Source organism: Brachybacterium sp. p3-SID957 (assembly GCF_025144775.1).
In the GTDB taxonomy this organism is placed as follows: Bacteria; Actinomycetota; Actinomycetes; order Actinomycetales; family Dermabacteraceae; genus Brachybacterium; species Brachybacterium epidermidis.
On sequence record NZ_JALXKT010000018.1, the window covers coordinates 23,668 to 46,638 of the forward strand.

At 71.1% G+C, this 22,971-nt stretch carries 26 protein-coding genes; 12 read left to right on the forward strand and 14 right to left on the reverse strand.

Features of this window, described 5'->3' with window-relative positions; translation table 11 throughout:
* Positions 1-23 precede the first annotated feature (23 nt).
* The 4 genes from M3B01_RS05835 to M3B01_RS05850 are packed head-to-tail and all read right to left on the reverse strand — an operon-like array spanning position 24 to position 5,147.
* The gene (locus M3B01_RS05835) at positions 24-1,382 is read right to left on the reverse strand and encodes a hemolysin family protein (protein WP_259790179.1); all 1,359 of its coding nucleotides are present in this window, start codon (positions 1,380-1,382) and stop codon (positions 24-26) included.
* A gap of 41 nt (positions 1,383-1,423) precedes the next feature.
* Entirely contained in the window at positions 1,424-2,461 is a 1,038-nt protein-coding gene (locus M3B01_RS05840) for a carbohydrate ABC transporter permease (protein ID WP_259790181.1), read from the reverse strand.
* Complete coding sequence (locus M3B01_RS05845) at positions 2,458-3,504, reverse strand: ABC transporter permease (RefSeq protein ID WP_396123337.1); 1,047 nt, start codon at positions 3,502-3,504, stop codon at positions 2,458-2,460. The genes M3B01_RS05840 and M3B01_RS05845 overlap by 4 nt, the downstream gene beginning before the upstream one ends.
* Positions 3,501-5,147: an extracellular solute-binding protein gene (locus M3B01_RS05850; protein ID WP_259790182.1), complete on the reverse strand. Its 1,647-nt coding sequence runs from the start codon at positions 5,145-5,147 to the stop codon at positions 3,501-3,503. Before M3B01_RS05850 ends, M3B01_RS05845 begins: the two co-directional genes overlap by 4 nt.
* 211 nt (positions 5,148-5,358) lie before the next feature.
* On the opposite strand from M3B01_RS05850, the gene M3B01_RS05855 reads away from it, so the two are divergent.
* Entirely contained in the window at positions 5,359-6,414 is a 1,056-nt protein-coding gene (locus tag M3B01_RS05855; protein WP_259790184.1) for a LacI family DNA-binding transcriptional regulator, read from the forward strand.
* A gap of 31 nt (positions 6,415-6,445) precedes the next feature.
* Here M3B01_RS05855 and M3B01_RS05860 read toward each other — a convergent pair whose 3' ends face one another.
* The gene (locus tag M3B01_RS05860; protein WP_259790186.1) at positions 6,446-7,420 is read right to left on the reverse strand and encodes a serine hydrolase; all 975 of its coding nucleotides are present in this window, start codon (positions 7,418-7,420) and stop codon (positions 6,446-6,448) included.
* 174 nt (positions 7,421-7,594) lie between these two features.
* Between M3B01_RS05860 and M3B01_RS05865 the strand changes: the two genes are divergently transcribed.
* The 4 genes from M3B01_RS05865 to M3B01_RS05880 all read left to right on the forward strand — a co-directional run bounded on the left by M3B01_RS05865 (position 7,595) and on the right by M3B01_RS05880 (position 11,433).
* Positions 7,595-8,695, forward strand: coding sequence for an efflux RND transporter periplasmic adaptor subunit (locus tag M3B01_RS05865; protein WP_259790188.1), 1,101 nt, complete (start codon positions 7,595-7,597; stop codon positions 8,693-8,695).
* On the forward strand, positions 8,692-9,564 hold the full coding sequence (locus tag M3B01_RS05870; RefSeq protein ID WP_396123338.1) for an ABC transporter ATP-binding protein: 873 nt from the start codon (positions 8,692-8,694) through the stop codon (positions 9,562-9,564). The genes M3B01_RS05865 and M3B01_RS05870 overlap by 4 nt, the downstream gene beginning before the upstream one ends.
* Positions 9,561-10,766 (forward strand): ABC transporter permease, encoded by a 1,206-nt coding sequence (locus M3B01_RS05875; RefSeq protein ID WP_259790190.1) that lies wholly within the window; start codon positions 9,561-9,563, stop codon positions 10,764-10,766. The genes M3B01_RS05870 and M3B01_RS05875 overlap by 4 nt, the downstream gene beginning before the upstream one ends.
* A 181-nt stretch (positions 10,767-10,947) precedes the next feature.
* Positions 10,948-11,433 (forward strand): GNAT family N-acetyltransferase, encoded by a 486-nt coding sequence (locus tag M3B01_RS05880; protein WP_259790191.1) that lies wholly within the window; start codon positions 10,948-10,950, stop codon positions 11,431-11,433.
* Between the two features lie 55 nt (positions 11,434-11,488).
* Here the strand turns inward: M3B01_RS05880 and M3B01_RS05885 are convergent, their stop codons facing one another.
* Entirely contained in the window at positions 11,489-12,493 is a 1,005-nt protein-coding gene (locus M3B01_RS05885) for a CAAX protease (RefSeq protein ID WP_259790193.1), read from the reverse strand.
* Positions 12,490-13,413: a class II glutamine amidotransferase gene (locus M3B01_RS05890; RefSeq protein ID WP_259790195.1), complete on the reverse strand. Its 924-nt coding sequence runs from the start codon at positions 13,411-13,413 to the stop codon at positions 12,490-12,492. Before M3B01_RS05890 ends, M3B01_RS05885 begins: the two co-directional genes overlap by 4 nt.
* Before the next feature lie 218 nt (positions 13,414-13,631).
* On the opposite strand from M3B01_RS05890, the gene M3B01_RS05895 reads away from it, so the two are divergent.
* On the forward strand, positions 13,632-14,387 hold the full coding sequence (locus M3B01_RS05895; protein WP_259790197.1) for an NADPH-dependent F420 reductase: 756 nt from the start codon (positions 13,632-13,634) through the stop codon (positions 14,385-14,387).
* A 32-nt stretch (positions 14,388-14,419) separates the two neighbouring features.
* Here the strand turns inward: M3B01_RS05895 and M3B01_RS05900 are convergent, their stop codons facing one another.
* A complete protein-coding gene (locus tag M3B01_RS05900; protein WP_259790198.1) occupies positions 14,420-14,722 on the reverse strand; it encodes a hypothetical protein in 303 nt (100 codons plus the stop codon).
* A 57-nt stretch (positions 14,723-14,779) separates the two neighbouring features.
* Between M3B01_RS05900 and M3B01_RS05905 the strand changes: the two genes are divergently transcribed.
* Positions 14,780-15,397, forward strand: coding sequence for a DUF2087 domain-containing protein (locus M3B01_RS05905; RefSeq protein ID WP_259790200.1), 618 nt, complete (start codon positions 14,780-14,782; stop codon positions 15,395-15,397).
* Here M3B01_RS05905 and M3B01_RS05910 read toward each other — a convergent pair.
* The gene (locus tag M3B01_RS05910) at positions 15,375-16,310 is read right to left on the reverse strand and encodes an aminoglycoside phosphotransferase family protein (RefSeq protein WP_259790202.1); all 936 of its coding nucleotides are present in this window, start codon (positions 16,308-16,310) and stop codon (positions 15,375-15,377) included. The genes M3B01_RS05905 and M3B01_RS05910 overlap by 23 nt on opposite strands.
* A 90-nt stretch (positions 16,311-16,400) precedes the next feature.
* Positions 16,401-16,916: a hypothetical protein gene (locus M3B01_RS05915; protein WP_259790204.1), complete on the reverse strand. Its 516-nt coding sequence runs from the start codon at positions 16,914-16,916 to the stop codon at positions 16,401-16,403.
* Between the two features lie 50 nt (positions 16,917-16,966).
* Between M3B01_RS05915 and M3B01_RS05920 the strand changes: the two genes are divergently transcribed.
* The 4 genes from M3B01_RS05920 (at position 16,967) to M3B01_RS05935 (ending at position 20,379) form a co-directional block, all read left to right on the forward strand.
* Entirely contained in the window at positions 16,967-17,863 is an 897-nt protein-coding gene (locus M3B01_RS05920; protein ID WP_259790206.1) for an ornithine cyclodeaminase, read from the forward strand.
* A 95-nt stretch (positions 17,864-17,958) separates the two neighbouring features.
* Positions 17,959-18,849: a glycosyltransferase family A protein gene (locus tag M3B01_RS05925; protein WP_259790208.1), complete on the forward strand. Its 891-nt coding sequence runs from the start codon at positions 17,959-17,961 to the stop codon at positions 18,847-18,849.
* Complete coding sequence (locus M3B01_RS05930) at positions 18,846-19,460, forward strand: hypothetical protein (protein ID WP_259790210.1); 615 nt, start codon at positions 18,846-18,848, stop codon at positions 19,458-19,460. Before M3B01_RS05925 ends, M3B01_RS05930 begins: the two co-directional genes overlap by 4 nt.
* 4 nt (positions 19,461-19,464) lie before the next feature.
* Complete coding sequence (locus tag M3B01_RS05935; RefSeq protein WP_259790211.1) at positions 19,465-20,379, forward strand: LysR family transcriptional regulator; 915 nt, start codon at positions 19,465-19,467, stop codon at positions 20,377-20,379.
* A gap of 94 nt (positions 20,380-20,473) precedes the next feature.
* Here M3B01_RS05935 and M3B01_RS05940 read toward each other — a convergent pair whose 3' ends face one another.
* Complete coding sequence (locus M3B01_RS05940; protein ID WP_193865101.1) at positions 20,474-20,764, reverse strand: YciI family protein; 291 nt, start codon at positions 20,762-20,764, stop codon at positions 20,474-20,476.
* 136 nt (positions 20,765-20,900) lie between these two features.
* On the opposite strand from M3B01_RS05940, the gene M3B01_RS05945 reads away from it, so the two are divergent.
* On the forward strand, positions 20,901-21,728 hold the full coding sequence (locus M3B01_RS05945; RefSeq protein ID WP_259790213.1) for a TetR/AcrR family transcriptional regulator: 828 nt from the start codon (positions 20,901-20,903) through the stop codon (positions 21,726-21,728).
* Here M3B01_RS05945 and M3B01_RS14705 read toward each other — a convergent pair.
* The 3 genes from M3B01_RS14705 to M3B01_RS05955 all read right to left on the reverse strand — a co-directional run.
* Positions 21,725-22,081 (reverse strand): helix-turn-helix domain-containing protein, encoded by a 357-nt coding sequence (locus M3B01_RS14705; protein ID WP_396123339.1) that lies wholly within the window; start codon positions 22,079-22,081, stop codon positions 21,725-21,727. The two genes, M3B01_RS05945 and M3B01_RS14705, sit on opposite strands and share 4 nt — an antisense overlap.
* A gap of 13 nt (positions 22,082-22,094) precedes the next feature.
* Positions 22,095-22,697, reverse strand: a complete 603-nt coding sequence (locus M3B01_RS05950) for a cadmium resistance transporter (protein WP_016997609.1) — start codon at positions 22,695-22,697, stop codon at positions 22,095-22,097.
* Positions 22,694-22,971 (reverse strand): helix-turn-helix domain-containing protein (locus M3B01_RS05955; protein ID WP_259790225.1); only part of this gene is annotated, 278 nt, incomplete at its 5' end. The genes M3B01_RS05950 and M3B01_RS05955, both read right to left, overlap by 4 nt.

Sequence of the window (22,971 nt, forward strand, 5' to 3'; positions counted from 1 at the left end):
CCCGTAGCCTCTCGGCTCCTGGCTCAGGCCCCCGGATGCTCCCCGGCGCTACCCCCATCTCCATGCCGGGGGGCGGCATCTCCGCCCTCGCGGCGCAGCCGCACTGTCTTCACACGTCGGTCGTCCATCGCCGTGACGCGGATGCGAGCCCCATCGGCCCCGGCTCCGACCTCGACCTCGTCGCCCACGGCGGCGATGCGGCCCAGCTGCGCCATGACGTAGCCGCCCACGGTCTCGTAGCCGCCGGTGTCGGGCAGGGCGATGCCCGTCTGCGACTCGAACTCCTGCAGGATCAGGCCGCCGTCGATGTCCCCTCCGGGCACAGCCAGGCGGTCCGGGTTGCTGGGGGACCAGGCGTCGGCGTCGAACTCGTCGTAGATCTCCCCCACCAGCTCCTCGAGCAGGTCCTCGAGGGTGACGATCCCGTCGGTCCCGCCGTACTCGTCGACGACCACGGCGATCTGCTGGGCCTGGGCCCGCATCCGGTTGAGGGCTCGCAGCACCTCGACGGTGCCGGGGATGTGCTCGATGGGCCGGGCCAGGTCCCGCAGGCGCACGGCGCTCGGGTCGTCCACCAGCATCATGTCGCGCACGTGGGCGAAGCCCAGCACGTCGTCCACGTCCTCCCCGGTGACCGGGTAGCGGGAGTAGCTGGTGGAGCGGATCTCCTCGCGCACCTCGGCCACGGTGTCGCCGCCGTTCAGGAAGTGCACCTGCGGGCGGGGCCGCATCACCTCCACCACGGTGCGCTCGGAGGCGTCGAACACATCGGCCAGCACCCGCGACTCGGCCTGGTCCAGGGCGTCGGAGGTGCGCACCATGGAGCGGATCTCCTCGGCGGAGACGGCCTCGCGGTCGGCATCCGGGTCACCGCCCAGGATCCGCACCACCAGGTTGGTGGAGGCCGACAGCAGCCAGATCACCGGGCGCATCAGCCTGCCGAACACGCTCAGCGGCGGGCCCACGATCCGGGTCATCGCCAGGGCGTTCTGCATGGCCAGCCGCTTGGGCACCAGTTCCCCGAACACCAGCGACAGGAACGCGATCACCAGCGTCATGCCGATCAGGGCGACCGTGCTCGCGGTGGATTCGCTCAGGCCCGCGCCCACCAGGGGCGGCACCAGGGAGGGGGCGATGGTGGAGGCGCCGTAGGCGGAGGAGAAGAATCCGGCCACCGTCACGCCGATCTGCACGGCGGAGAGGAACAGGTTGGGGTTGCGCACCAGGCGGGCGGTGCCCTCCCCGCGCGGACCGCTCTCCTCCAGCTGCTTGATCTGCGATTCGCGCAGGTTCACGATCGCCATCTCGGTGCCGGCGAACACGCCGCCGATCACCACGAACAGCAGCACGAGGGCGAAGTTAGCGAGAGCGGACCAGTCCATGCCTCAACCGTAGTCCCGCCGGATCCGTGCTCCCTCCAGGATCACCCCTTGATCGCCCCGAAGATGACGCCCTTGGTGAAGTGCTTCTGCACGAACGGGTAGACCATCAGGATCGGCACCAGCGCGAAGACCACGATCGCCATCTTCACCGCGAGGCTGGAGGGACGCTGCGCACTGCCCACGCCGGCCGGGGTGAGCTCGGAGCCGGGCAGCTCCACGCCCTCCAGCACGTAGGAGCGCAGCACCATCTGCAGGGGCCACTTGCCGCTGTCCTGCAGGTACAGCATGGCGCTGAAGAACGCGTTCCAGTAGCCCACGCCGTAGAACAGCGCCACCACGGCGATCACGGCGGTGGACATGGGGAGCACGATGGTGGCGAGGATGCGGAACTCGCCCGCACCGTCGATGCGCGCGGCCTCCAGGATCCCGGGGTCGATGCCCATGAAGAAGGCACGCAGGATCAGGATGTTGAAGGCCGAGACCGCGCCAGGCAGGATCAGCGCCAGGTAGGAGTCGATGAGCCCCAGGCCGGAGACCACCAGGTAGGTGGGGATCATGCCGGCCGAGAAGAACATCGTGATGATGAACAGGAACAGGATCGGCCGGTGAAGCAGGGAGTCGGTGCGGCTGAGCCCGTAGGCCGCCATCACCGAGACCACGGTGGACAGCAGCGTGCCGACGGCGGTCACACCGATGCTCACCAGGATCGACTTGGTGACCACCCCGCCGGAGAGGATGGAGCTGTAGGCCGCGAGGGTGAGTTCCCCGGGGATCAGCACCATGCCGCCGGCCTGGTTGATGGTGGCATCGCTGGACAGGGACGTGAGCACCACGGTGTACAGCGGCAGCAGCACGGCCAGCACGATCAGCCCCAGGACCAGCACCTTGCCGACCTTCTCCAGGATCGTGGGCTCCTCGTCCCAGGCGGGGCGCAGCGCCTTGCCGGGGCCCTTCTTCATGGGGCCGCCGCGCCGTCCCAGCCAGCCGCCCGTGGTGGGCGCGGTGGTGCGGCCGTCGGCCTCCTGTGCGAGAGGCGGGGACTGGTCGGCGAAGCCGGAACCGGGCGAGGTGGCAGTCATTTCGTCTCCCTCCGGTAGACGCCCGCCTCGCCGAAGGCGTGGGCGAGCTTGTTGGCACCCAGCACCAGCAGCAGCGAGACGACGCCCTTGATCAGGCCGGCGGCAGCCGCGTAGGACCAGTCACCGCCGATGACGCCCTGGTAGTACACGTAGGTGTCCAGCACCTCGGCCGCTCCGGGGCCGACGGCGCCGCGCTGGAGGATCAGCTGCTCGAAGCCGACGGTGAGGGCATCGCCCAAGCGCAGGATCAGCAGCAGGATGATGGTGGGCCGGATGGCCGGCAGGGTGATCGACCACATGCGGCGCCACTTGCCCGCGCCGTCCACCGCAGCCGCCTCGTACTGCGAGGGGTCGATGGTGCTGAGCGCGGCCAGGAAGATGATCATGCCCCAGCCGGCGTCCTTCCACACGGCCTGGGAGGTGACCAGCAGCAGGAAGGTGTCCGGGTTGGTCATGATCTCGATCGGCTCCATGCCGTTGGCGCGCAGGAGCCGGTTGATCAGGCCCGCCCCGCCGAGGATCTGCTGGAAGATCGTCACCACCAGCACCCATGAGAAGAAGTGGGGCAGGTACACGATGGACTGGATGGTGGTGCGGATCCACGGGGTCAGCACCGAGTTCAGCAGCAGGGCCAGAGCGATCGGCACCGGGAAGAAGAAGACCAGCTGGAAGCCGGTGATCATCAGGGTGTTGACCACCGCGTCCCAGAAGGCGGGGGTGCGGAACACGCGCGTGAAGTTGTCCCAGCCCGCCCAGGGGTTCTCGAACAGCGCCACGTACGGCGAGTAGTGCTGCCAGGCGATGATGTTGCCGAACATCGGCACATACATGAACACGACCATCAGCGCGACGGCGGGCAGCACCATCACCAGCAGCGGCCAGTCCCGTCGCAGCCGCTTGGACAGCGGGATCTTCCGACGCTCCACCCCGCTGGAGGCCCCGCGGCGCGCCGAGCCGCGGCCGCCGCTGGCGGCTCGGCGGGCACTCGCCCCGCCGGGCCCCGGCGGGGCGGCCCCCGCCGGGGCACCGTGCGCGGTGCTCACTTGTCCAGCTCGTCGTAGATGCCCTGGTAGTACTCGCGCATCCTGTCACCGCCGTTGCTGCGCCAGGTCTCCACCGCGGCGTCGAAGTCGTCCATGGTCTTGCGGCCGCGCACGATGTCCTTCTCCAGGTCGTACATCGGCTGGTCCAGGGAGGCGTACTCGGCGGGCTTGGGGACCTGGTGGCCGTAGAAGGGTCCCTCGACCATGTACTGGGTCTCGCCCTTCATCCACTCGCAGTACTCCTCCACGTGCCCCGGATCGGCGAAGTCGTACTTCGCGAGCGGCCCGGTGACCAGGGTGGACAGCACGCCGGGGTGCTCGGCGGCGAGCGCCTCGGTGGCCTCGGGGACGCCGCCGTCACCGCGCTCGAAGTGCACACCCTCCTTGCCGAAGTTCACCAGTTCCCACTCCTTCGTGCCGAAGGGCGCGGCCAGGTAGTCGGCGATGCCCAGCAGCTCCTCGATGCGGGCCTCGTCGTCGGACTTCTTGAGGAAGCTGAAGAAGTTGGCGGCGCTGCCGGTGTAGCGGATCGGGTCCCCGCCCTTGGCGGACAGCCCGCTCATCGGCACCTGCCGGTAGTCGGGGTTGGAGGCCTGGACGCGCTTGGTGGCCTCACCCCACGCGCCGACGCCGTCGTAGTGGATGGCCACCTGGCCGGATTCGAAGCGCTGCTTGGCGTCCCCGGTGTCAGCGGCGACGTCCGGGTGGACCAGGCCCTTCTCGAACAGCTGGATCTGGAACTCCAGCGCATCGCGGTACTCCTGGGTCTCCCAGCGGTAGATGAGCTGGCCGTCATCGACGCGCCAGTCCGGTGGGGCACCGAACATCAGGTTCGGGGCGCCGGTGTTGAGGTCGTTGGTGGCCCAGCGGTTGGCACCGGGGTCGGTGAGCTCCTCGCACACCGCCAGGAACTCCTCGGCGTTGGTGGGCGCCTCCAGGCCCAGCTCCTCGAAGATGTCACCGCGGTAGAAGATCGCGTCGGTGACGATCTCGCCGGGCACCGGGATGCCGTAGAGCTTGCCCTTGAACACGCCGAACTGCCAGGCGGCGGTGGGGAGGTTGGCGAGGTTCTTCCACTTGGAGATCTTGTCCCCGCCGATGAAGGGCGTCAGGTCCTGGAACACGGACTCGACGGCCTGGTCGAACCGGGCCGGCGGGTTCCAGCCGAAGACCGAGACCCAGTCGGCCACGTCGTCCGGGGAGGCGAACACCGCGGCCTGCTTGTCGCGGTAGTCGTTGCCGGTGGTCATCTGGTACTCGAGCTTCGACCCGAGCGCTTCGTCCAGGGCCTGCGTGTACGCGTTGTTCAGCCCCGACTGCACCGCACTCCAGGTGGGCACCATCAGGGTGAAGGTGTTGCCGGAGCCCGGGGGCGCATCGACCGTCTGCGGGAGATCCTCCGGATAGGAGGTGTAGCCCGGGGTGGAGCCGTTCTCACCGGGGATGTCGGGCTCGACGGCCGTCTGCTCGGTGTAGGTGGGCAGCTCCACCTCGGCGTTGGAGGCGACGTCCTCCGCCGCCTTCTCCGCCGGGTCGCCGCCGCCACAGGCCGCGAGCGCGGGGAACGCCGCCGAGACGCCGAGGGCCCCCAGGAGCGCGCGCCGCGACGGGGTGAATCGTTCAGGGTCGACCAGATGGTTCATGGGAAGCTCCTCCGTCACAGCCGCGGAACGGGCAACTCCGCCCGCTCCGGAGACCAGCAGAAACGCGGGGATGGGAACCCCCGCAGGTCACACCGTTGTTTACCGGTCCACGACTTCGTAGGCTAGGCGCAGGGCACACGGATGGTCAAGGATGGGCCTACCGGGGGGTCGAGCGGCGCCACCCCCGGGGCCGATGGGAGGGACCAGCCCCATGAGCAGCATTCGCGATGTGGCAGCGGCCGCGGGCGTGAGCCGGATGACCGTGTCCAATGTGATCAACGGTCGTCACCACAAGGCCTCCGCGGAGACGGTGGCCCGGGTGCTGAGGGCCATCGAGGAGCTCGACTACGTGCCGGACGCCCCGGCCCGCTCCCTGGCCGCCAACCGTTCCCGCATGATCGGCCTGGTGCTCCACCACCCCAGCCAGTCGCGCGCTCTGCTGGAGAACCCGCACGACGCCCTGCTGCTGGGGGCGGTGGGCCAGGCCGTGACCCGGGCGGGGTTCTCGTTCATCCCGGCAGCCAGCCGGGACGTGGTCCGGGCCGCCCGGCGATTGGGCTCGTGGCGGGTGGACGGGCTGATCGTCTACGGCTCGGTGGCCGACGAGATCAACGACCTCACCCGCACCCATCCCCGGCCGCTGGTGTTCCTGGACAACTACTCGCGCCGTTCCGAGGTCCCGGTGGTGGGAGTGGACGACGCGGGCGGGGGTCTCGCGGTGGGGCGGCACTTGATCGAGCACGGTCACCGGGCGATCGCCTTCGCAGGCCCGTTGACCGATGCCCCGGGCGTGGTGGCGCGCCGCTACGAGGGTGTGCAGCGGGCGATCCTGGAGCACGCCGCGACGGGCGGCGGGCTGCAGGGCGCCGCCCATCTGATCGCGGTCCACGCCGACCACCACCCGGGCTCCGCGGTACGCGCGGTGGATGAGATCCTCGCGCATCCGGAGCGGCCCACGGCCGTCGTGGCCTCCAGCGACGTGCTCGCGGCGGAGATCCTGGGCGAGCTGCTGGACCGCGGCATCGCCGTACCGGGACAGATGTCGGTGGGGGGTTTCGACGACTCCCCCGTCGCCCGGTGGGTGAGGCCGCAGCTGACCAGCGTCGCCCAGGACATCGAGGCCAAGGCGAGGGCAGCGGTGGCGATGCTGGCGCGTCTGATCGACGGTGAGCAGGGCGAGCGCCCCGGCGGTGGGCCTCCCATGGTGGAGCGACTGCCCATGCGGCTGATGGTGCGGGAGAGCACGGGGCCGGCGCCGCGCCACTGACCCCGCTCAGCAGCGGGTCACATATCCCCACTCACAGCAGCGGCAGCAGCTCCTCCCACACGGCCCGCAGGATCTCGGAGCCGGGCTTGCCCTCGAGGTGCGAGGTGATCGCCACGCAGGCCTCCTGCTCCGGCAGCACCACCAGGAACTGGCCGAAGGCGCCGTCGGCCCGCCAGGACTCCCCCACCGAGCACTTCCACACCCCGAAGCCGTACTTCCCGCTCTCGGGGTCCTCCTCGCCGGTGGGGACCCAGGCGTCTGCGGCGTGCATGGCGCGGATCCACTCGCCGGGCACCAGGCGCGTGCCCGGCTCGGCGGCCCCCTCGGGGGCCATGCCCTCGCCCAGCAGCAGCCCGCCGATCCGGGCCACCTGCGCGCTGGTCAGGTGCAGGCCGGTGGCGCCCCAGGTGAATCCCTGGCGGTCGGTGAACCACTGGGGGTTGAGGATCCCCAGCGGCTCGAACAGGCGCGGCATCAGCCAGTCGCGCAGGCTCTGCCCGGTGCGCTCGCTGATCACGCGGGCCAGCATGAAGGTGGAGCCGTTGGAGTAGACGAAGCCGTCCCCGGGCTGGGCGGAGAGGTCGGTGCCCAGGAAGTGATCGGTGAGGCCGGGGTGCTCGCGCTCCTCGTCGGAAAAGGCGGTGACCGGGGAGCCCGAGGTCATGGTGAGCAGGTGCCGCAGGCGCACCTGGTCGATCCCCTCGCCGTACCCGCGGGTGGCGGCCCCGTCCGGCCCGGCGCCTCCGGTGGGGGCCGGCAGGTGGTCGACGAGTCGGTCGTCCAGATCCAGCAGGCCCTCTTCCCGGGCCAGGCCCACGGCCAGGGTGGTGACCGTCTTGGAGATCGAGTAGAGGTTCTCCGGGGTGTCGGACCGGAACAGGTGGGTGACGTCGGGCCTGCCGGGGCGGATCACGTGGACAGCACGCACGCCCAGCTGCTGCTCGACGATGCGCTGGCGCAGCGGCAGCAGCAGCAGCGGATCGGGGACGGAGTCGGAGGAGCTCATGGATACGAGACTAGGGCGCGATCACGGACCTTGGTACGGGAAGGAGTGCACGAACTCCCTACTTCGGTCTGATGCCCGTGGCACCGGCCGAGGGCCACACTGGCCGCAGCACACTCACGTGTCCCTTCCCCGAACGGTGCGCAGCGATGCGCCCCGAAGAACGAAAGGTGCCAGATGGAGACCCTCCGCCGGTACGTGTTCCCGATCGTCTGGATGATGATCTTCGCGGTGATCGCGCTGGCCCTGGCCAATATGGCGTTCTTCCCGACCGGAGCGACGGTCACCGAGGAGGACCCGCTCACCCCCACCGCCGATTTCGACCAGTACGCGACCGTGGTCCCCGAGACCGGCGACATCACCTCCACCCTGAGTCTGGACGCCGTGGTGCAGCCCGATGCCGGCACGCCGGTGCTGGCCAAGCACTCCGGGGAGATCACCAAGATCTGGGTGAAGAACGGGGACATGGTCGCCAAGGGCGACCGGATCCTGCAGGTGCGGGTGCCGCAGGATCCGGTCGCGGTGGAGTCCGCGTCGGGGGACCCGGCGGCACCGGGGCCCGACGGAGAGCCCCTGCCCGCCCCGGCGCCGGACCCGGCTCCCGCCCAGGAGTATCTCTACCTGAACCTCACCGCCCCCGAGGCCGGCCGGATCACCGGGCTCACCCTGGCGGAGTGGCAGAGCACCACCGCAGGCCAGACGGTGGCGACCCTGTCGCCGGGCACCTACTCGATCGTCGCCGGTCTCAGCCCGGAGGAGCAGCTGCAGCTGCTGGACCTGGACATCGAGGCCACGGCGGAGCTTCCCACCGCGGCGGAGCCGGTGCCCTGCACAGCCCCGACGATCACCGAGGACGCCACCGTGCAGGAGCCCACGTCGCCCTCGGAGCCCGAGGCACCCCCGGGTGTCTTCGATGAGTACCCCGGGATGGAGCAGGAGCAGAGCTCGGGCACCTCCGCGGCCCAGCTGCGCTGTCCCGTCCCCGAGGGAATCAAGATCGTGCCCGGGCTGTCGGTGAAGGTGTCGGTGGACCTGGGCTCCGCCAGCGGTGTGATGACCGTGCCCACCACCGCGGTGGAGGGCAACGGCACCGACGGCACCGTGTACGTGATGGACGAGGCCACGGGCGAGCCCACCCCGGTTCCGGTCACGCTTGGCCTGCGTGGCGAGGGCGTGGTGGAGATCGTCGAGGGCCTGGAGGAGGGCCAGGAGATCCTGCAGTTCGTCCCGGGGGTGGACAATCCCGAGGGCGCCATGGTCGGCGGTGAGATGTGGTGACCGCACCCCACGAGGGACGCATACCGCTGCTGGAGCTGCGGGACCTGACCCGCTCGGTGCGCCTGCCCAGCCGGGACATGCTGCACATCCTCCAGGGCATCGACCTGACAGTGGAGGCCGGGGACCATGTGGCCGTCGTCGGTCGCTCCGGGTCCGGCAAGACGACCCTGCTGAACCTGCTGGGGCTGATCGACCGCCAGACCGGCGGCGAGCTGCTGTTCGACGGCAAGGACGTCTCCCGGTTGTCCGACGCCCGCCGTGCCCGCCTGCGCGGGGCCTCCATCGGGTTTGTGTTCCAGCAGTTCAACCTGCTGGAGCGGCGCACCGCGCTGGAGAACGTGATGATGCCGATGATGTACGGCACCGCCCGGCAGTTCTGGCGCCGCGAGCGTTCGGCGATGGAGATGCTGGACCGGGTGGGTCTGGCCGACCGCGCCCACCAGCTGCCCACCCGGCTCTCCGGCGGTGAGCAGCAGCGGGTGGCGGTGGCCCGAGCGCTGGTGCGCCGGCCGCGCCTGATCCTGGCCGATGAGCCCACCGGCGCGCTCGACGTCACGACCGGCGAGGCCGTGATGGCGCTGCTGGACGAGATCGCCCGCGACTCCGATGCCGCCCTGGTCACCATCACCCATGACCTGCAGGTCGCCGCGCTCTCCCAGCGCGCGTACCTGCTGGACGAGGGCGTGCTGCACCCGGTCACCAGCAACCATGCCCGCGAGGCACTGTCGGCCACCGTGGGCATCCGCTCCGGCCGCCGCGAGGTGGAGGACCTGGCCGAAGCGGGTGTCGGAGCGTCGGCCCCAGCGAGCGCCGGGACGTCAGCCCCTGCCGTCGAGGCCAGCCCGCGCGCGAGCGGTGACGCGGCATGACCGGTCTGATCGCCCCCATCGTCGAGGCCTACGGCGAACTGCGGGTCAACAAGGGCCGCATCATGCTGGCGCTGATCGGCGTGGCGCTGTCGGTGTTCATCCTGACCGGCGTGATGGGCGCCGGCGGCATGCTGGGCAGCGCCCTGGAGCAATCGGTGGAGAAGTCTGCCGGCCGTGCCTCCGTGGTGGGTGTGTACCACGTGGGAGGAGGTGGGCCGGAACTCACGGCCGACGAGCGTGACGAGATCGTGCTGGAGCAGATCGACCGCCTGGGGATCGAGCACCGTACCCGCGTCATCAACACCCTCGTAAGGGCACAGACCCGCCAGGGCGTGCAGACGATCGAGCTGCAAGGCGTGGACCCGGGCTACGCCGACATCTACCGGGTGCGCCCCGAGTCCGGACGGTGGATCGCCGACTCCGACCAGAACCGTCTGGCCCCCGCGATCGTGGTCAACCAACCGGCGTACGAGCTGCTGGGCCGCCCCGCCATGGGAACTGAGCCCATCACCCTCTACGGGCAGGCAGGGAACCAGCAGGCCGTGCAGGCGGTCGTGATCGGGGTGCTCCCCGCTGATCCCACCACGGACTGGGGCCCCACCGCCTACACCGCTGCGGGCAGCATCGACGAGATGCCGGGGATGGACCAGCCTGGGGCCATCACCGCGGAGTACCGAGCATGGGTGCCCCCGGAGCAGGCCCAGGCCGTGTCGAACCGGCTCTCCCAGGTGCTGGCCGACACCCCGGCGGGGAGCTTCGAGGCGGCCCAGTACTCCGCCCCCATGGAGGGTTTCGAGGTGCTGCAGCGGGCGCTGATCGCGGTGGCGCTGGCGATCCTGGTGCTGGGTGCGATGGGCCTGGTGAACATCTCTCTGGTGACCGTGCGGTACCGGGTGCGGGAGATCGGCATCCGCCGCTCCTACGGCGCGACCGGCGGGCGGATCTTCTTCGGGGTGCTGATGGAGTCGGTGGTGGCCACCGTGGTGGCCGGCGCGGTCGGCGTGATGGGGGCCGTGGCCCTGGTCAAGGCCCCCTTCGTCACCGACTACTTCCGAGGCATCGGCCTGGTGGACCTGCCGCCGTTCCCCGTGGGCGCGGTGGTGGCCGGTCTTGCGGCGGCAACCCTGGTGGGCGTCCTGGCCGGTGCCCTGCCCGCGATCATCGCCACCCGCATCAAGGTGATCGACGCGATCCGGAGCTGAGGCGATCCCCCGCTGAGCCGTGCCGCCGCGTCGTACCGAGGCGGGGCAGAGGGGCCGGGGCCGATGACGGGCAACGGGCAACGGGCAACGGCCGACGGGCGACGGGCGACGGCCGACGGGCGACGGCCGACGGGCGATAAATCATGTGGCCGTGGCGGCCACAGCTGGCTACGGTCGACGCATGGCGAATTCCCTGATGGTCCGTGAGCACAGGGCCGATCCGACGGAACTGTTCCACCTGCCCCAGCCGGTCGACCTTCGCGAGCTTCGGGAGCAGGACCTCGACGCGGCCGCAGAGGCATACTGGCTCAGCCATCACGGCTCCTCGTCCCAGATGACGATCGAAGAGGCCACAGCCGACGTGCGCGCTGCCTGGCAGGGGGAGTACGGGCTGTGGTTGCCGGACGCCTCGCTCGGGGCGTGGCGGGGGGACGAACTGCTCGGCGCGGTCCTCACCGTCAGGGACGCCCCCTGGGACGATGCACCACCCGGACCGTTCATCGTTGACCTGTTCGTGATCCCCGCCGCGCGTCGACAGGGGATTGCCCGCGCTCTCGTCACTGCCGCGGTCGGTGCCGTACGCGAGCCGGTGGCCCTCCGAGTGGACGACACCGCGCCCGCAGCGCGTGCCCTCTACCTGCACCTCGGGTTCCGCGAGGTGGGGTGAGGCTGCGCGTCCGTGGGGCGACGACGCGCGCCCCAGCGCAGCTCGGCGGGCCGGCTCAGACCGCGACGATCGGCGGCAGCGGCTCGTCGGCCGCTCGGGTGACCGGCTCGGCGAGGGTGAGCCCGTCGCGTCGGCCGATGAGCACGCAGGCCACCGCGGTGCCCACGACCAGGGCCACGGCCCCAGCGATTCCACCGGCGAGCGCCGCGGAGGCGGGCGCGCCGCCGGCCAGGGCCGCGTTCGAACTGCCCGGGGCGGCCGAGGCGGCGACCATCGCCGCGGCGCCCGAACCGATACCGGTGCCCACCGCGAGGCCGGAGGTGAGGATGCCGACGACGGTCGTCGTGAGGCTGAGCAAGAAGGGCAGTTCGAGGCCGCCGCTCTTCCAGGCGAGGATGCCGGCGCAGGCGGCCAGGGTGAGGGCGGGAATCAGCACGGCGGCGCTCCATTCACGCCCGATCAGCACGATGCCCATCGCCGCGAGGATCGGGAGGACGGGGCTGCGCAGCCAGGTGCCGAGGGCCTGCATCACCAGTCCGCGCATCGTCAGTTCCAGGCCCGCCACCTGCAGGGGCGCAAGCACGGCGGTGACCAGTACCAGTGCGAGCACGGCACCGGTCGACGGGCCGGGCGCGTCAGGGCCCGCCTCCACCGGTGCGAGGGACCCGGCCAGCGCGGCCACGCCCACCGTGATCACGCCACCGGCGATGACGGCCAGCGCTGCAGGGGTCGAAAGGACGCTGCGGCGGTGGGCGGCCACCGAGAACGCGGTGCCGATGGGACGCCACCCGCCCGCGCGCACGCCGATCAGACCGGCCGGCAGCCACAGCGCACCCATCGCCAGAGCGAGGCCCACGTCCAGCGGGCTGGCGGGGTCACCGCTGGTCACACCCAGGGCGACGTTGACCCCGGGCACCAGGGCCAGCAGCAGCACCACGGTGACCAGCAGCGCGGACGCCATGATCACGTACGACGCGAAGGCGGCGAACACTGTCAGCAAAGGCTTGGACCATGCCGACCAGGGCTCGCGCAGGGTGGCCATGCGGTGGTACGCGGTCATGCTGCGCGCCGCGATGCGAGACGCTGGCGGCGCTGCTCGTGCTCACGGGCCTGGGCGGCGTGCGCCTGGGAGGCCGCGGCCGACAGGCCGAGGTCATCGATGGTGAGCGCCTGGGCCAGGGGTCCGAAGGGATGCTCGCTGGTCATGGTCGCGCCGGGGCCGACGTGGATCAGCTCGCCCGGGTCCATCAGGCGCCAGCCTGCGTCGTCGTCCATCGGCTCGCTGGCAATCACCACGGAGCGCACGTCCTGCAGGTCCTCGCTGTCCACGCGCAGGGGGTCGGAGGACTGCTCGAGGGGCTCTCGGGGATCAGCCGCGGTGGCGGAGCGCTCCAGCACCCACAGCTCGTTGGTGGCGGGAAGCCGCACGGCGATCAGTTCGTCCCCGCGCATGGCGAGCAGGTTCACGGAGTACACGGGCACGTTGCGGGCGATCCAGTCCAGCGCTGCCACCACCCCGTCGTGCAGGTCGTCGCCGTGGGCGGCGACCTCACCGGTGACCAGGGCGGCCATCCATTCGCTGTCGGTGGTGCCGTGCACGTGGTGGGCCGTGCCCAGCTGCCGCACGCGCTGCTTCATGCCGGAGGTGACCTCGAGGACCCCGTTGTGCGCGGAGACAATGCCGTCCTGCACGAAGGGGTGGGTGTTCTCAGTGGTGTGCTGGGTGCCGCTGGACAGTCGCACGTGCGCGATCATCGAGCGGGTGCGCACCTGCTGCGCGATCCGGCCGAAGCGCTCGGAGCGGTAGGCGGCGATGGGCCGCTTCCTGACCTGCACCTGCCCCGTTGCCTCGTCCACCCAGGCGAGACCGGTGCCGTCGGCGTTGAAGCGGGACTGGGTCACCAGGGAGTAGGGGGCATCCATCAGCCACATCTGGGCGGTGACGGGCTGGTCGGCGTGGAGAGCGAAGAGTCGGCACATGTCGGCGTCGAGTGTAGGCCGGGTGGCGGCGATCTGCAGTGGGCCGTGAGACAGACGGGACGAAGTGCCTCACAGGTCACGTGGGCACCCGGGCCATCCGGGCTGCAGCTTCCGTTGCCCCGCACCGACGCCCCTCGCCACCTCGCCCACACCGACACCCCTCACCGACGCGTCACACCCGGGAAGGAACCGGGGCCGGCGCACGTTGAGCAGTGGTCGTGAGCGAGAGAACCAACCGCACCATCGGCATCCTGGGCGCGGGCAAGGTCGGCACCGTCCTGGCACGCCTGGCCGTCGCCGCAGGCCATGACGTCCTCATCGCCGGCTCCGGTGACCCCGGGAAGATCGAGCTGATCGTGCAGATCCTGGCCCCGGGAGCGCGCGCCACCACCGCCCGGGAGGCCGCCGCCCAGGCCGACATCGTGGTCCTCGCCCTGCCCCTGGGCAAGCACGCCACCATCCCAGCCGACGCCCTGGACGGCAAGCTCGTCATCGACGCCATGAACTACTGGTGGGAGACGGACGGTGAGCACGAGGAGTTCTCCGCCCCCGCCGCCTCCACCAGCGAGTTCATCCAGCGCCAGCTGCCGGGTGCCACCGTGGTGAAGGCGCTGAACCACATGGGCTACCACGATCTGGAGGACCTGGCTCGGCCGCGCAGTAGGAGGGTTCCAGGTGCGGGCGGTGCGACCCCGCGCGCAGCCATCGCGATCGCAGGTCCCTCGCCGCAGGTGGATGAGGTCGCGGAGTTCGTCGACGAGCTGGGCTTCGACCCGGTGCTGATCGGGGGTCTGTCCGACGGGGTGCGTCTGCAGCCGTTCACCGAGGCCTTCGGCGCGACCATCGATGCTGCGGAGCTGCGCGCCATGGTGGCGCGATTCCCGGAGACGGACCGCGGCCGCGAGGTGCTCGCGGCACGCGAAGCCCGCACCGACGACCCGAGGCGCGCTGCCGTTCACGAGGCTGCCGACTGATCCGGCGCCTCGGGAAGCGATCCCCTGGCGGTTCAGTCCCCTGATCCGGCACGGGCCCGCCCTGAGCCGCGCAGTCGCTGACCGGTGCCCCTGGCCGGTTCCCACAGCCCCAGACCCTCGCGGCGGGAGTACCACCACCACAGTCCGGCGGTGATCAGCAGCGTGGGCAGGGTCGAGGTGAGCAGCGCGATCGGTGGGACGGCGCCCTGCTCGAGCGGGCTCACCATCGTCGGTGCCAGCAGTAACAGGGACCAGTTGTTGGCCGCGTGCAGCATGATCGGCAACTCCAGCCCGCCGGTCTTCCAGGCCAGCAGGCCCATCGCTAGCGCGAACACCGCGAGCAGGTGTTCCTCAGCTGGCCATCAGGGTGCTGGAGCTGGGAGGCTGAGGCCATGACCCCCAATCCCTCCATGGAGCTCCATGCCGCTCTGAGCCGCGCCCGGATGCTGTTCTCGATGCTCTCCTCCCCGAAGCTGCGCGCCGCCCTCGGTGCACGGCTCACCGGACGGGAGCAGATCGACATCGCGGATCGTCCCACCGGTGCGGAGCATCGCAACGGCACCAGGGATGCCGCCCACACGCGGAGCAGCAGCACCGACGCTCCTCTGGACCGCATCGACTGGTTGCGGGCCGACGGTCAGGTCGATGCCCCGATGCTGCGCGAGGTGGTCGATGCCCTCAGCCTGATGCGCTCCTCGGACGCCATCCTGGAGGTGCCCCGGCTGGAATCCCTCCCTCCACGGGAGGTCGACCGGATCGCAGCCTCGGGCCGCATCGCCCGCATGGTGTTCGAGCGACTCGGAGCCGACGGTGCACTCAGCGAGGCGGAGCTGAACGCAGGGATCTCGATGATCGCGCCGGACCCGGCGCTGGTGCGGCGGGATGCGGTGGACTCCGGGGTGCTGGAGCGGACGGCCGACGGGAGCCGCTACCGCCTCGCGCAACTCCTGCAGCCCCCGGTCCCGCTGCCCCCGGGGAGCCCGGCCCTCACCAGCCCAGGGGCTCGCTGAACGCCTTCGCCAGGGCGATCATCCGCCCGTGGAAGTGCGCCGCGGCGGGGAACTGCGCAGCCCACGCGGCGTTCACGGTGAGCCGCACCAGGGTCCAGGCCTGCACCCGGTCCAGGTCGAGGCCGGCCTCATCGGCCACCACCTCGGCCCGCAGCCGCACATGGGTGCGGAAGGAGTGGGCGCGTTCGGCGGCGTCCTCGCGGTTCCACACGATCGGTGCCACCGCATACGCCCATTCACCTGCCACGGGCTTGGGGTCGATGGCGAGCCAGTCCCCTCGCTGCGGATCGAGAGGGGCGAGCACGTTCATGTCGTGCAGGTCCTCGTGCACCATCCGGGCCTGCGGAGCATCGACCAGCAGGTCATCGAGGACGGACAGGGCCTGCTCGGTGAGCCGGCGCGGCACTGTGGGCCGGGCCTGCGCGAGCTCCCTGCGCCACTGCTCCGCCTTGGCTGCGACGGTGTCCAGCTGCGGCAGGGCCGGATGGTCCAACACCCTGAACAGGCGGCCGATCTCCTCGCACGCCTCGAGTATCGGGACGGTGGTGAGGTCGCGGTCGCCGTCCAGTCGCTCCAGCAGCAGTGCACGGTCTGCGGGGGATGCGGCCAGCATCCTGACGGCGCCGCGCCCGGCCCAGGCTCGCAGCGCCAGGTGCTCGGTGGTGGCCTCACGGTGCGGCCAGGTGAGCTTCAGTGCGGCCCGCTCGCCGTCGTGCCGGCGGACCGGGAGGACCAGCGCGTTCTCCCCGTACCAGGAGTCGCCGTCGAGTCGCAGGTCCCAGCAGTCCAGGCAGCGGTCGACCAACGCCGGCAGGTGGGCGAGCCAGGTGTCCCCGTCGATGCCGTCGGAGCCGCTGCGGTCATCGGCCGGGCGTCGAGCGATGCGGGTGTTGAAGCCTTCGGGGATGCGCATGATCGGCCCAGCCTACGGGCTCGTCTTCGGGCCACGGCCGGGAGCTGCCCCCCTTGGGGCACGCCGTTCAGCGCGAGGGGCAGGCGTCCCTCATCGTCGCAGGGAGCGCAGGATGGACCGCACCATCTTCACCACGGTGGTGACCACGAAGACGCCGAAGACCAGCATGAAGACCGAGGGGGCGCCACCGACCCCGCCCGACGTGCCCAGGATGCCGAAGAAGGTGATCGCGACGTAGCCCAGGACCACCAGTGAGATCACACTGGTGACGATCCCCCCGATGGAGGTGGCCCCGCCCCGGGATCGGCCCTCCTCGGCATCGGCAGTGCCGAAGCTGCGTCGCCAGTCGGTGCTGGGCCCGGACTCTGCACCGGAGCCGAACTGCGGGCCGAACGACGAGGGATCCCGGCCCGCGTCCCGCGGGACGTCCGCAGGTTCACCATGGTCGAAGTCGGCGGACCACCCCTCGCCCCTGCCGCCGGCGCCACCGGTTCCAGCGCCGCCGGGGTCGTCCCACCGTCGGTCGCTCCCGCGGTCGTCCGCGCCCCGCATCCAGGACGGGTCCCCCTGCGGTCCGTGCGCTCCGGACCCGAATACACCGCTCATGGTGCCGAGTGTAGGGGCAGCGGCGGGAGCGGACACGTTACCGTCGAGGCATGATCCATCTGCGCGACGATCAGGTCCGTGACCTCCTGCCCTCCCCCACGGACGCTGTGGCCCTCATGCGCGAGACGCTGCTCGCGCTCGCCGACGGCTCGGCCTCGGTGACCCCGAAGTCGCAGGTGGTGCACGAGGAGGGCGGCTTCGCCAACGCCATGCCCGCCGCCTGGCCGGAGCGCGGCCTGCTGGGCATCAAGTGGGTGACGATCACCCCGTCGAACCGTGCGCACGGCAAGGAGATGATCGACGGCCTGATGGTGCTCTCGGGCGCTGACGGCTCCACCCGCGCCGTGATGGACGCCGCCGAGCTGACCGCCCTTCGCACCGCCGCCGTCACCGGTGCCTCCCTGGCGCTGGACAACCGCCCGATCGCCTTCCTGGGAACCGGGGTGCAGGCGCGCTCGCACGCCCGCGTCATCGAGGCGCTGGGACGCGGCCCGCTCTCCGTGTGGGGGCGCCGGGCCGGGGCACTCGAGGACCTGGTCACCTGGGGCAGGGACAACACGCCGAACCTGGAGATCCGCACCACGACCGACCGGGCCGAGGCGCTCGCAGGCGCGGGGGTCGTGATCAGCGGCCTGCCGATCGGGCTGAGTGGCAGCGAGCTCGCACCGGGCGAGGTCACCGCCGATGCGACCCTGCTGCCGCTGGACTACGCCTCGGTGGCCGGTGCCGAGCTGGCCAGCACCGGCACCGTGGTGGCCGACGACCCCGAGCAGTACGAGATGCTGCGTCCTCTCAAGCACGGCGAGGACTACCCGCGCGCCACCGGGGCCACCGGTGACCTGCTGCGCGAGGGGCGCCCGGATGGCCTGGTGGTCGCTCAGAACCTGGGCAGCGGCCTGGGTGACGTGGTCCTCGCCGATGCCGTGGTGCGCAACGCCGGCTGCTGATCAGGGCTCGGCGGTCTGCGGCCGCTCAGGAGCACTTCCGGATGCCTCCCCTCGTATCCACGGAACTCTGATCTGCACGTGGTCTACTTCCCCGCATGTCCAGAGCCATCGCAGTGCCGCTCAGCTGCTCCGTCGTGGTCCCGGTGAAGGACGATGCCGAGGAGCTGGGCGGGCTGCTCAAGGCACTCGGCCGCCAGACCGAGCCGCCGCTGGAGATCATCGTGGTGGACAACGGATCGAGCGACGACAGCGCCCGCATCGCCGCCGGGGCCGGCTGCCGCGTGCTGCACGAACCCGTTGCCGGCATCCCCGCTGCGGTCGCGGCCGGCTACGACGCGGCTGTGGGCGACCTGATCCTGCGCTGCGACGCGGACTCCCGACCCCGCCCCACCTGGGTGGCCGCTCACCGCCGGGCCCATGCCACCGCTGCACAGGCCACCGGGGGCACATCCGTCTGCACCCGACCCCGGGTCGTGGCGGTGACCGGTCCGGCGAGATTCCGACTGCCCGCGCCGCTGGACCTGGTCACCTCGGCGATGTACCTGGGCGGGTACGTACTGGCCGTGGGTTCGGCCCTCGGGCACCCGCCGCTGTTCGGCACCACCATGTCCCTGCGCCGCGAGTGGTGGCAGGACGTGCGCGACAGCGTCTCCCGCAGCGCCGACGTGCACGACGACATGGACCTCTCCTTCAGCGTGCTCCCCCATCAGACAGTCCGCGTCGCCTGGGACGTCGCCGTGGACATGTCGCCGCGGGCCCTGCGCTGGGGCCGCCCGGCGGATGTCCGTGCGCGTCGTGCGTTCGTCACCCTGGCCCGAGCCTGGCAGCGGCAGGCCCCGTGGGACCGCTGGGCCGACCGGCTCGCCCACCGCGGCCTGGACCCGAGACGGCTAGGCCGACGACGGCAGGAGACCGAGCATCGGACCAGCACGCGCAAGACCGAAGCCAGGCGTGCGCCGCACACCTCCTCGCAGCGACCGCGGTGAGGGCAGTCGGGCGTGCCGTGCTGCGCCTGGCCGTGCGCTGGTCGGGCCTGCTGATGGCGGCCGGGCTCGCCCTGGCCGGACTGTGGGTCGAGGCGGCCGTGGCGATGCTCGTCGCACTGGGGCAGGTGCTGGCCTGGCGGATGCGACTGCCCCGGGGCTGGGAGGCAGCGGCATCGATCACCGCCATGGTCGCGGCCCTCAGCTCCTACCTGCACCTGTACGAAAGATGGACCTGGTGGGACCTGCCGGTCCACGCCGCCCTGACCGCGGTGGTCTCCGTGATGGCGGCCTGGATGGTCGATGTGCGCTGGTGTCGGCGCGCCTCCCCCCGCCCCTGGCTGATGGTCATCAGCGGTTTCCTGCTGGCCCTGGTGTGGGAGGTGCTGGAGTGGTGGGGGCACCAGGTGGTGGATCCGCGCGTGCACATCGCTCCGGCCGACACCGCCGGCGACGTGATCGCCGGGGTGCTCGGTGCCTCCGCGGCCGCGTGGTGGTGGCACCGTCGGTCGGCTGCGGGACCGTCCGGGCCGGTCCGATCGCCGTCCCGGTCTGCCCGGGCCTCGTCAGACTCTGCGTCGACCCGCCTCGGGGCCGGCAGGTCCGTACGATGAACCCATGGATCCCCGTCGACTGCTGATCTTCCGCACCGTGGTGCGCAACGGCTCCATCGGCGCCGGTGCGCGGGAGCTGGGGTGGACGCAGCCCGCGGTCTCCCAGCATCTGGCCGCGCTCGAGAAGGAAGTGGGCACCCAGCTGCTGCTGCGCTCCTTCTCCGGTGTGACCACCACCGAGGCCGGCACGCGCCTGGCCGCCCACGCCGAGGCCATCGCCGCCCAGCTGCACGCCGCCGAGGAGGAGCTGGCCGACATCACCGCACTGCGCCGCGGCACCGTGCGCTTCGCGACATTCCCCTCGGCCGCCGCCGTGCTGCTGCCGCCCGCCCTCGCCCTCCTGCACCGCACCAGCCCGGACCTCGACGTCACCTTCTCCGAGCTGGAACCGCCGGATGCGGTGGCGGCCGTGCGCGAGGGGGAGGTGGACCTGGCCCTGGTGTTCCGGTACCCCGGGTCCGACGTCGACGCCGAGGGCACGCTGGAGTGGACCGGTCTGATGGAGGACCGCGTGCTCGCTGTACTGCCCAAGGACCATCCGCGCGCAGACGATCCCGACCTCCGCCTCGCGGATCTCGCCGAGGAGCAGTGGATCGCGGGTTGCGAGCGGTGCCGGGCGAACCTCCTGGCCAACGCACGCCGCGCCGGGTACGAACCGCGGGTGCGGCACTCCACCGACGACGCCACCGTGGTGCAGCGCCTGATCGTGCATGGGGCAGGGGTGGCACTGCTGCCGGAGACGGCACTGGAGGCGTACCCCTCCGACGATGTGGTCTCCCGTGCCTTGCCGGATCTGGACGACCGCACCATCGGCATGATCAACCGCAAGGGCGCCCAGTCGATCCCTTCGGTCGCAGCGCTGCGCGATGCGCTGGTGTCCGTGGCCGACGAGCGCTCCGTCTGCGCCGCGCACATCTGAGGCCGGCGCGTGCGATCAGTGCCCGGCGGGGCTCCCCCTGAACCCACCGTGCACATCTGATGCGCCCCCGGGGTCCCGCCGGGCTCGCTCCCGGTCAGCTCCGCCGAGCGAACTCCCCGATCACCACGTTCCAGGTGCGCATCGTGGCCTCGGCGATCAGTCCTTCCCGGCGGAAGGGGTCGTCGGCCAGCACGCCCTGGGCGTCCTGAACGTCATCACCGCGCACGATCAGCAGGGCGCCCGGGTCACCGTCGGCCAGCGGCCCGGACAGCAGCAGGCGGCCGGCCTCGTACTGCTCCCGCAGGAAGGCGCGGTGCTCGGGCCGGACCTCGTCGAGACGGGCGGCATCGTCGACGTAGCGGTAGGTGACGGCGTAGGTGGCCATGGATGCTCCTTCACTGGGATGCGGGACAACGACGTGGGGCACGGAACTCACGACCGACGCTACCTGCTCCTGGGTGGGTGCGCCGGGCTGGGCCTGACCGGAGATCGCCCCCACGGCCGCGGATCAGCCGCGCCTGATGCACCGCCTGGCCGGTCAGGGACGCAGTGGGAAGGGCGGCTTCGATCCGCTGCCGCTGCTGGCCTTGGAACCAGGCCCCGGCCCCACCGGGCCCCGTATCCTGACCCGGCCAGCACACCTGCAGCCCGAACGGCCCCGGGCCGCCCTTCCCGAAAGGCCTGCCATGCCGCGCATCAATGCCCCCTCCGTGGCAGAGCATCGCGCCGCCCAGGAGCGGGCTCTGCTCGATGCCGCTCACGCGATCCTCGAGGAGACCGGAGAGGCACCCACCATGGCGCAGGTGGCGGCGCGTGCGGGCCTGGCCCGCCCCAGCGTCTACCAGTACTTCTCCTCCCACAAGGCGCTGCTGCAGGCACTGGTGCGGGACGTGTTCCCCCGCTGGACCGAACGGATCGCCACCGCCATGCGCACCGCCCCCACGCCGGGTGATCGGATCCTCGCGTACGCAGCCGCGAACATCGAGCTGGTCGCTGAGGGCTCCCACGCCATCGGCTCCGCGCTGGCCGCCATGGCCCCGGGGGAGGACGTGGGCGAGCAGGCCGATCAGATGCACCGTGCCGTGCAGGAGCCGCTGGTGGCGACGCTGGTGGAGATCGGTGTCCCCGCACCGGAGGACGTGGCCGAGCTGATCAACGCGATGGTCCACAGCGGCACCCGCATGCTCGATGCCGGCCAGAGCGCCCCGCAGGTCATCGCCCACCTGGAGACCGTGCTGCGCCCCTTGGCGGAGGCGTACCAGCCCCCCGGCACGGTGACACCGCCCGCCTGTGGCAGTCCCCACCCGGCCACACCCGTGATGGGGGAAAGAAGGGTCGGGACGCGCTAGCTGGCTTCCTGGGTGCGGCTACCGTCGGAGGGGGCGAGGGCGCGATGGATGGTCGACTTGCTGACCTCGAGGGCACTGGCAATCTGTGCGAGGCTCTGGCCGCTATTACGTAGGCGCATGGCGGCCTCGATCTTCTCGGGGGTCATGGCCGGCGGCCGGCCGGAGGGGGTTGTGGATCGTTCACGGTTTCGGAACAGGTTCTGCGACGGGTGCTCCTGTGGCTTCGTTCGCTTGGTGGCGGGGTTTTTGCAGCGCTCCGTGGCGGTCTTGTTGCCGCGATCACGCAGGACTGGCTGCAGGTAGGTGTCGCGGTCTGAACCGAGAGGGGTGCGCCCGGTCGGGGCCGTTTGGATCGCTGCCGCTACGTCAGAGTCCGAAGGCTCCGCCGCTGACGAGGATCACGATGCCGAGGCCGATGAGAACGATGGGGAAGAGGATGTGCTCCCAGCGTTCGAGCACTTCGGCGATCGGGGGGCGGGTGGCGACGAACTTTGCCAGGGCCACCAGGACCGCGACGAGCGCGAGGAAGACGATGCAGTAGGCGACTACTGCGAGAGGTTCCACGCTGAGGAAGACAGGGGTGTAGACGCCGATGTTGTCGCCGCCGTTGGCAAGGGTGACGCCTGCGACTGTCCACACGCCGACCTTCTTGCCGGCAACCTTGGCCTCGTCGTCATCGTCGTCATCGTCTCCGCGCCAGGCCTGCCATGCGGCCCAGAGGCCGAGGCCCAGAGGGATGAGACCGAAGTACGGGATGGCTGCCGAGGGCAGGAATGCTCCGGCGCCGATGGTCACCAGGACCGCGGCACCGAGGATGCCGGCGAATCCGAGGTACTGGCCGGCCAGAATGCGGGCGGTAGTGCCGCGCTGGCCTGCCCCTCGCGCGAAGAAGAGGGAGAGCACGATGATGTCGTCGATGTTGGTCGCTGCGAACAGGCCCATCGCCTGCAAGACCGAGGTGAGGATCATGCGCCCTCCCCAGCTGCGTCGCATCCGGGAAGCGAGCAGGCGGGATCGATGCACGGGGCGTCTTCGTCCACTGCCAGGGTGGCATCGACCAGTGCCGTCAGCGCCTGCGCCAGGTGCGAATCGGCGATCTCATATCGTGTCCGACGACCCTCGGGCTCGGAGACGACGATCCCGCAATCGCGCAGGCATGCCAGGTGGTTGGACACGTTCGGGCGTGTCAGGTCCAGATCTCGGGCCAGTTCCGCCGGGTAAGCGGGATGGTCGAGCAGGGTCA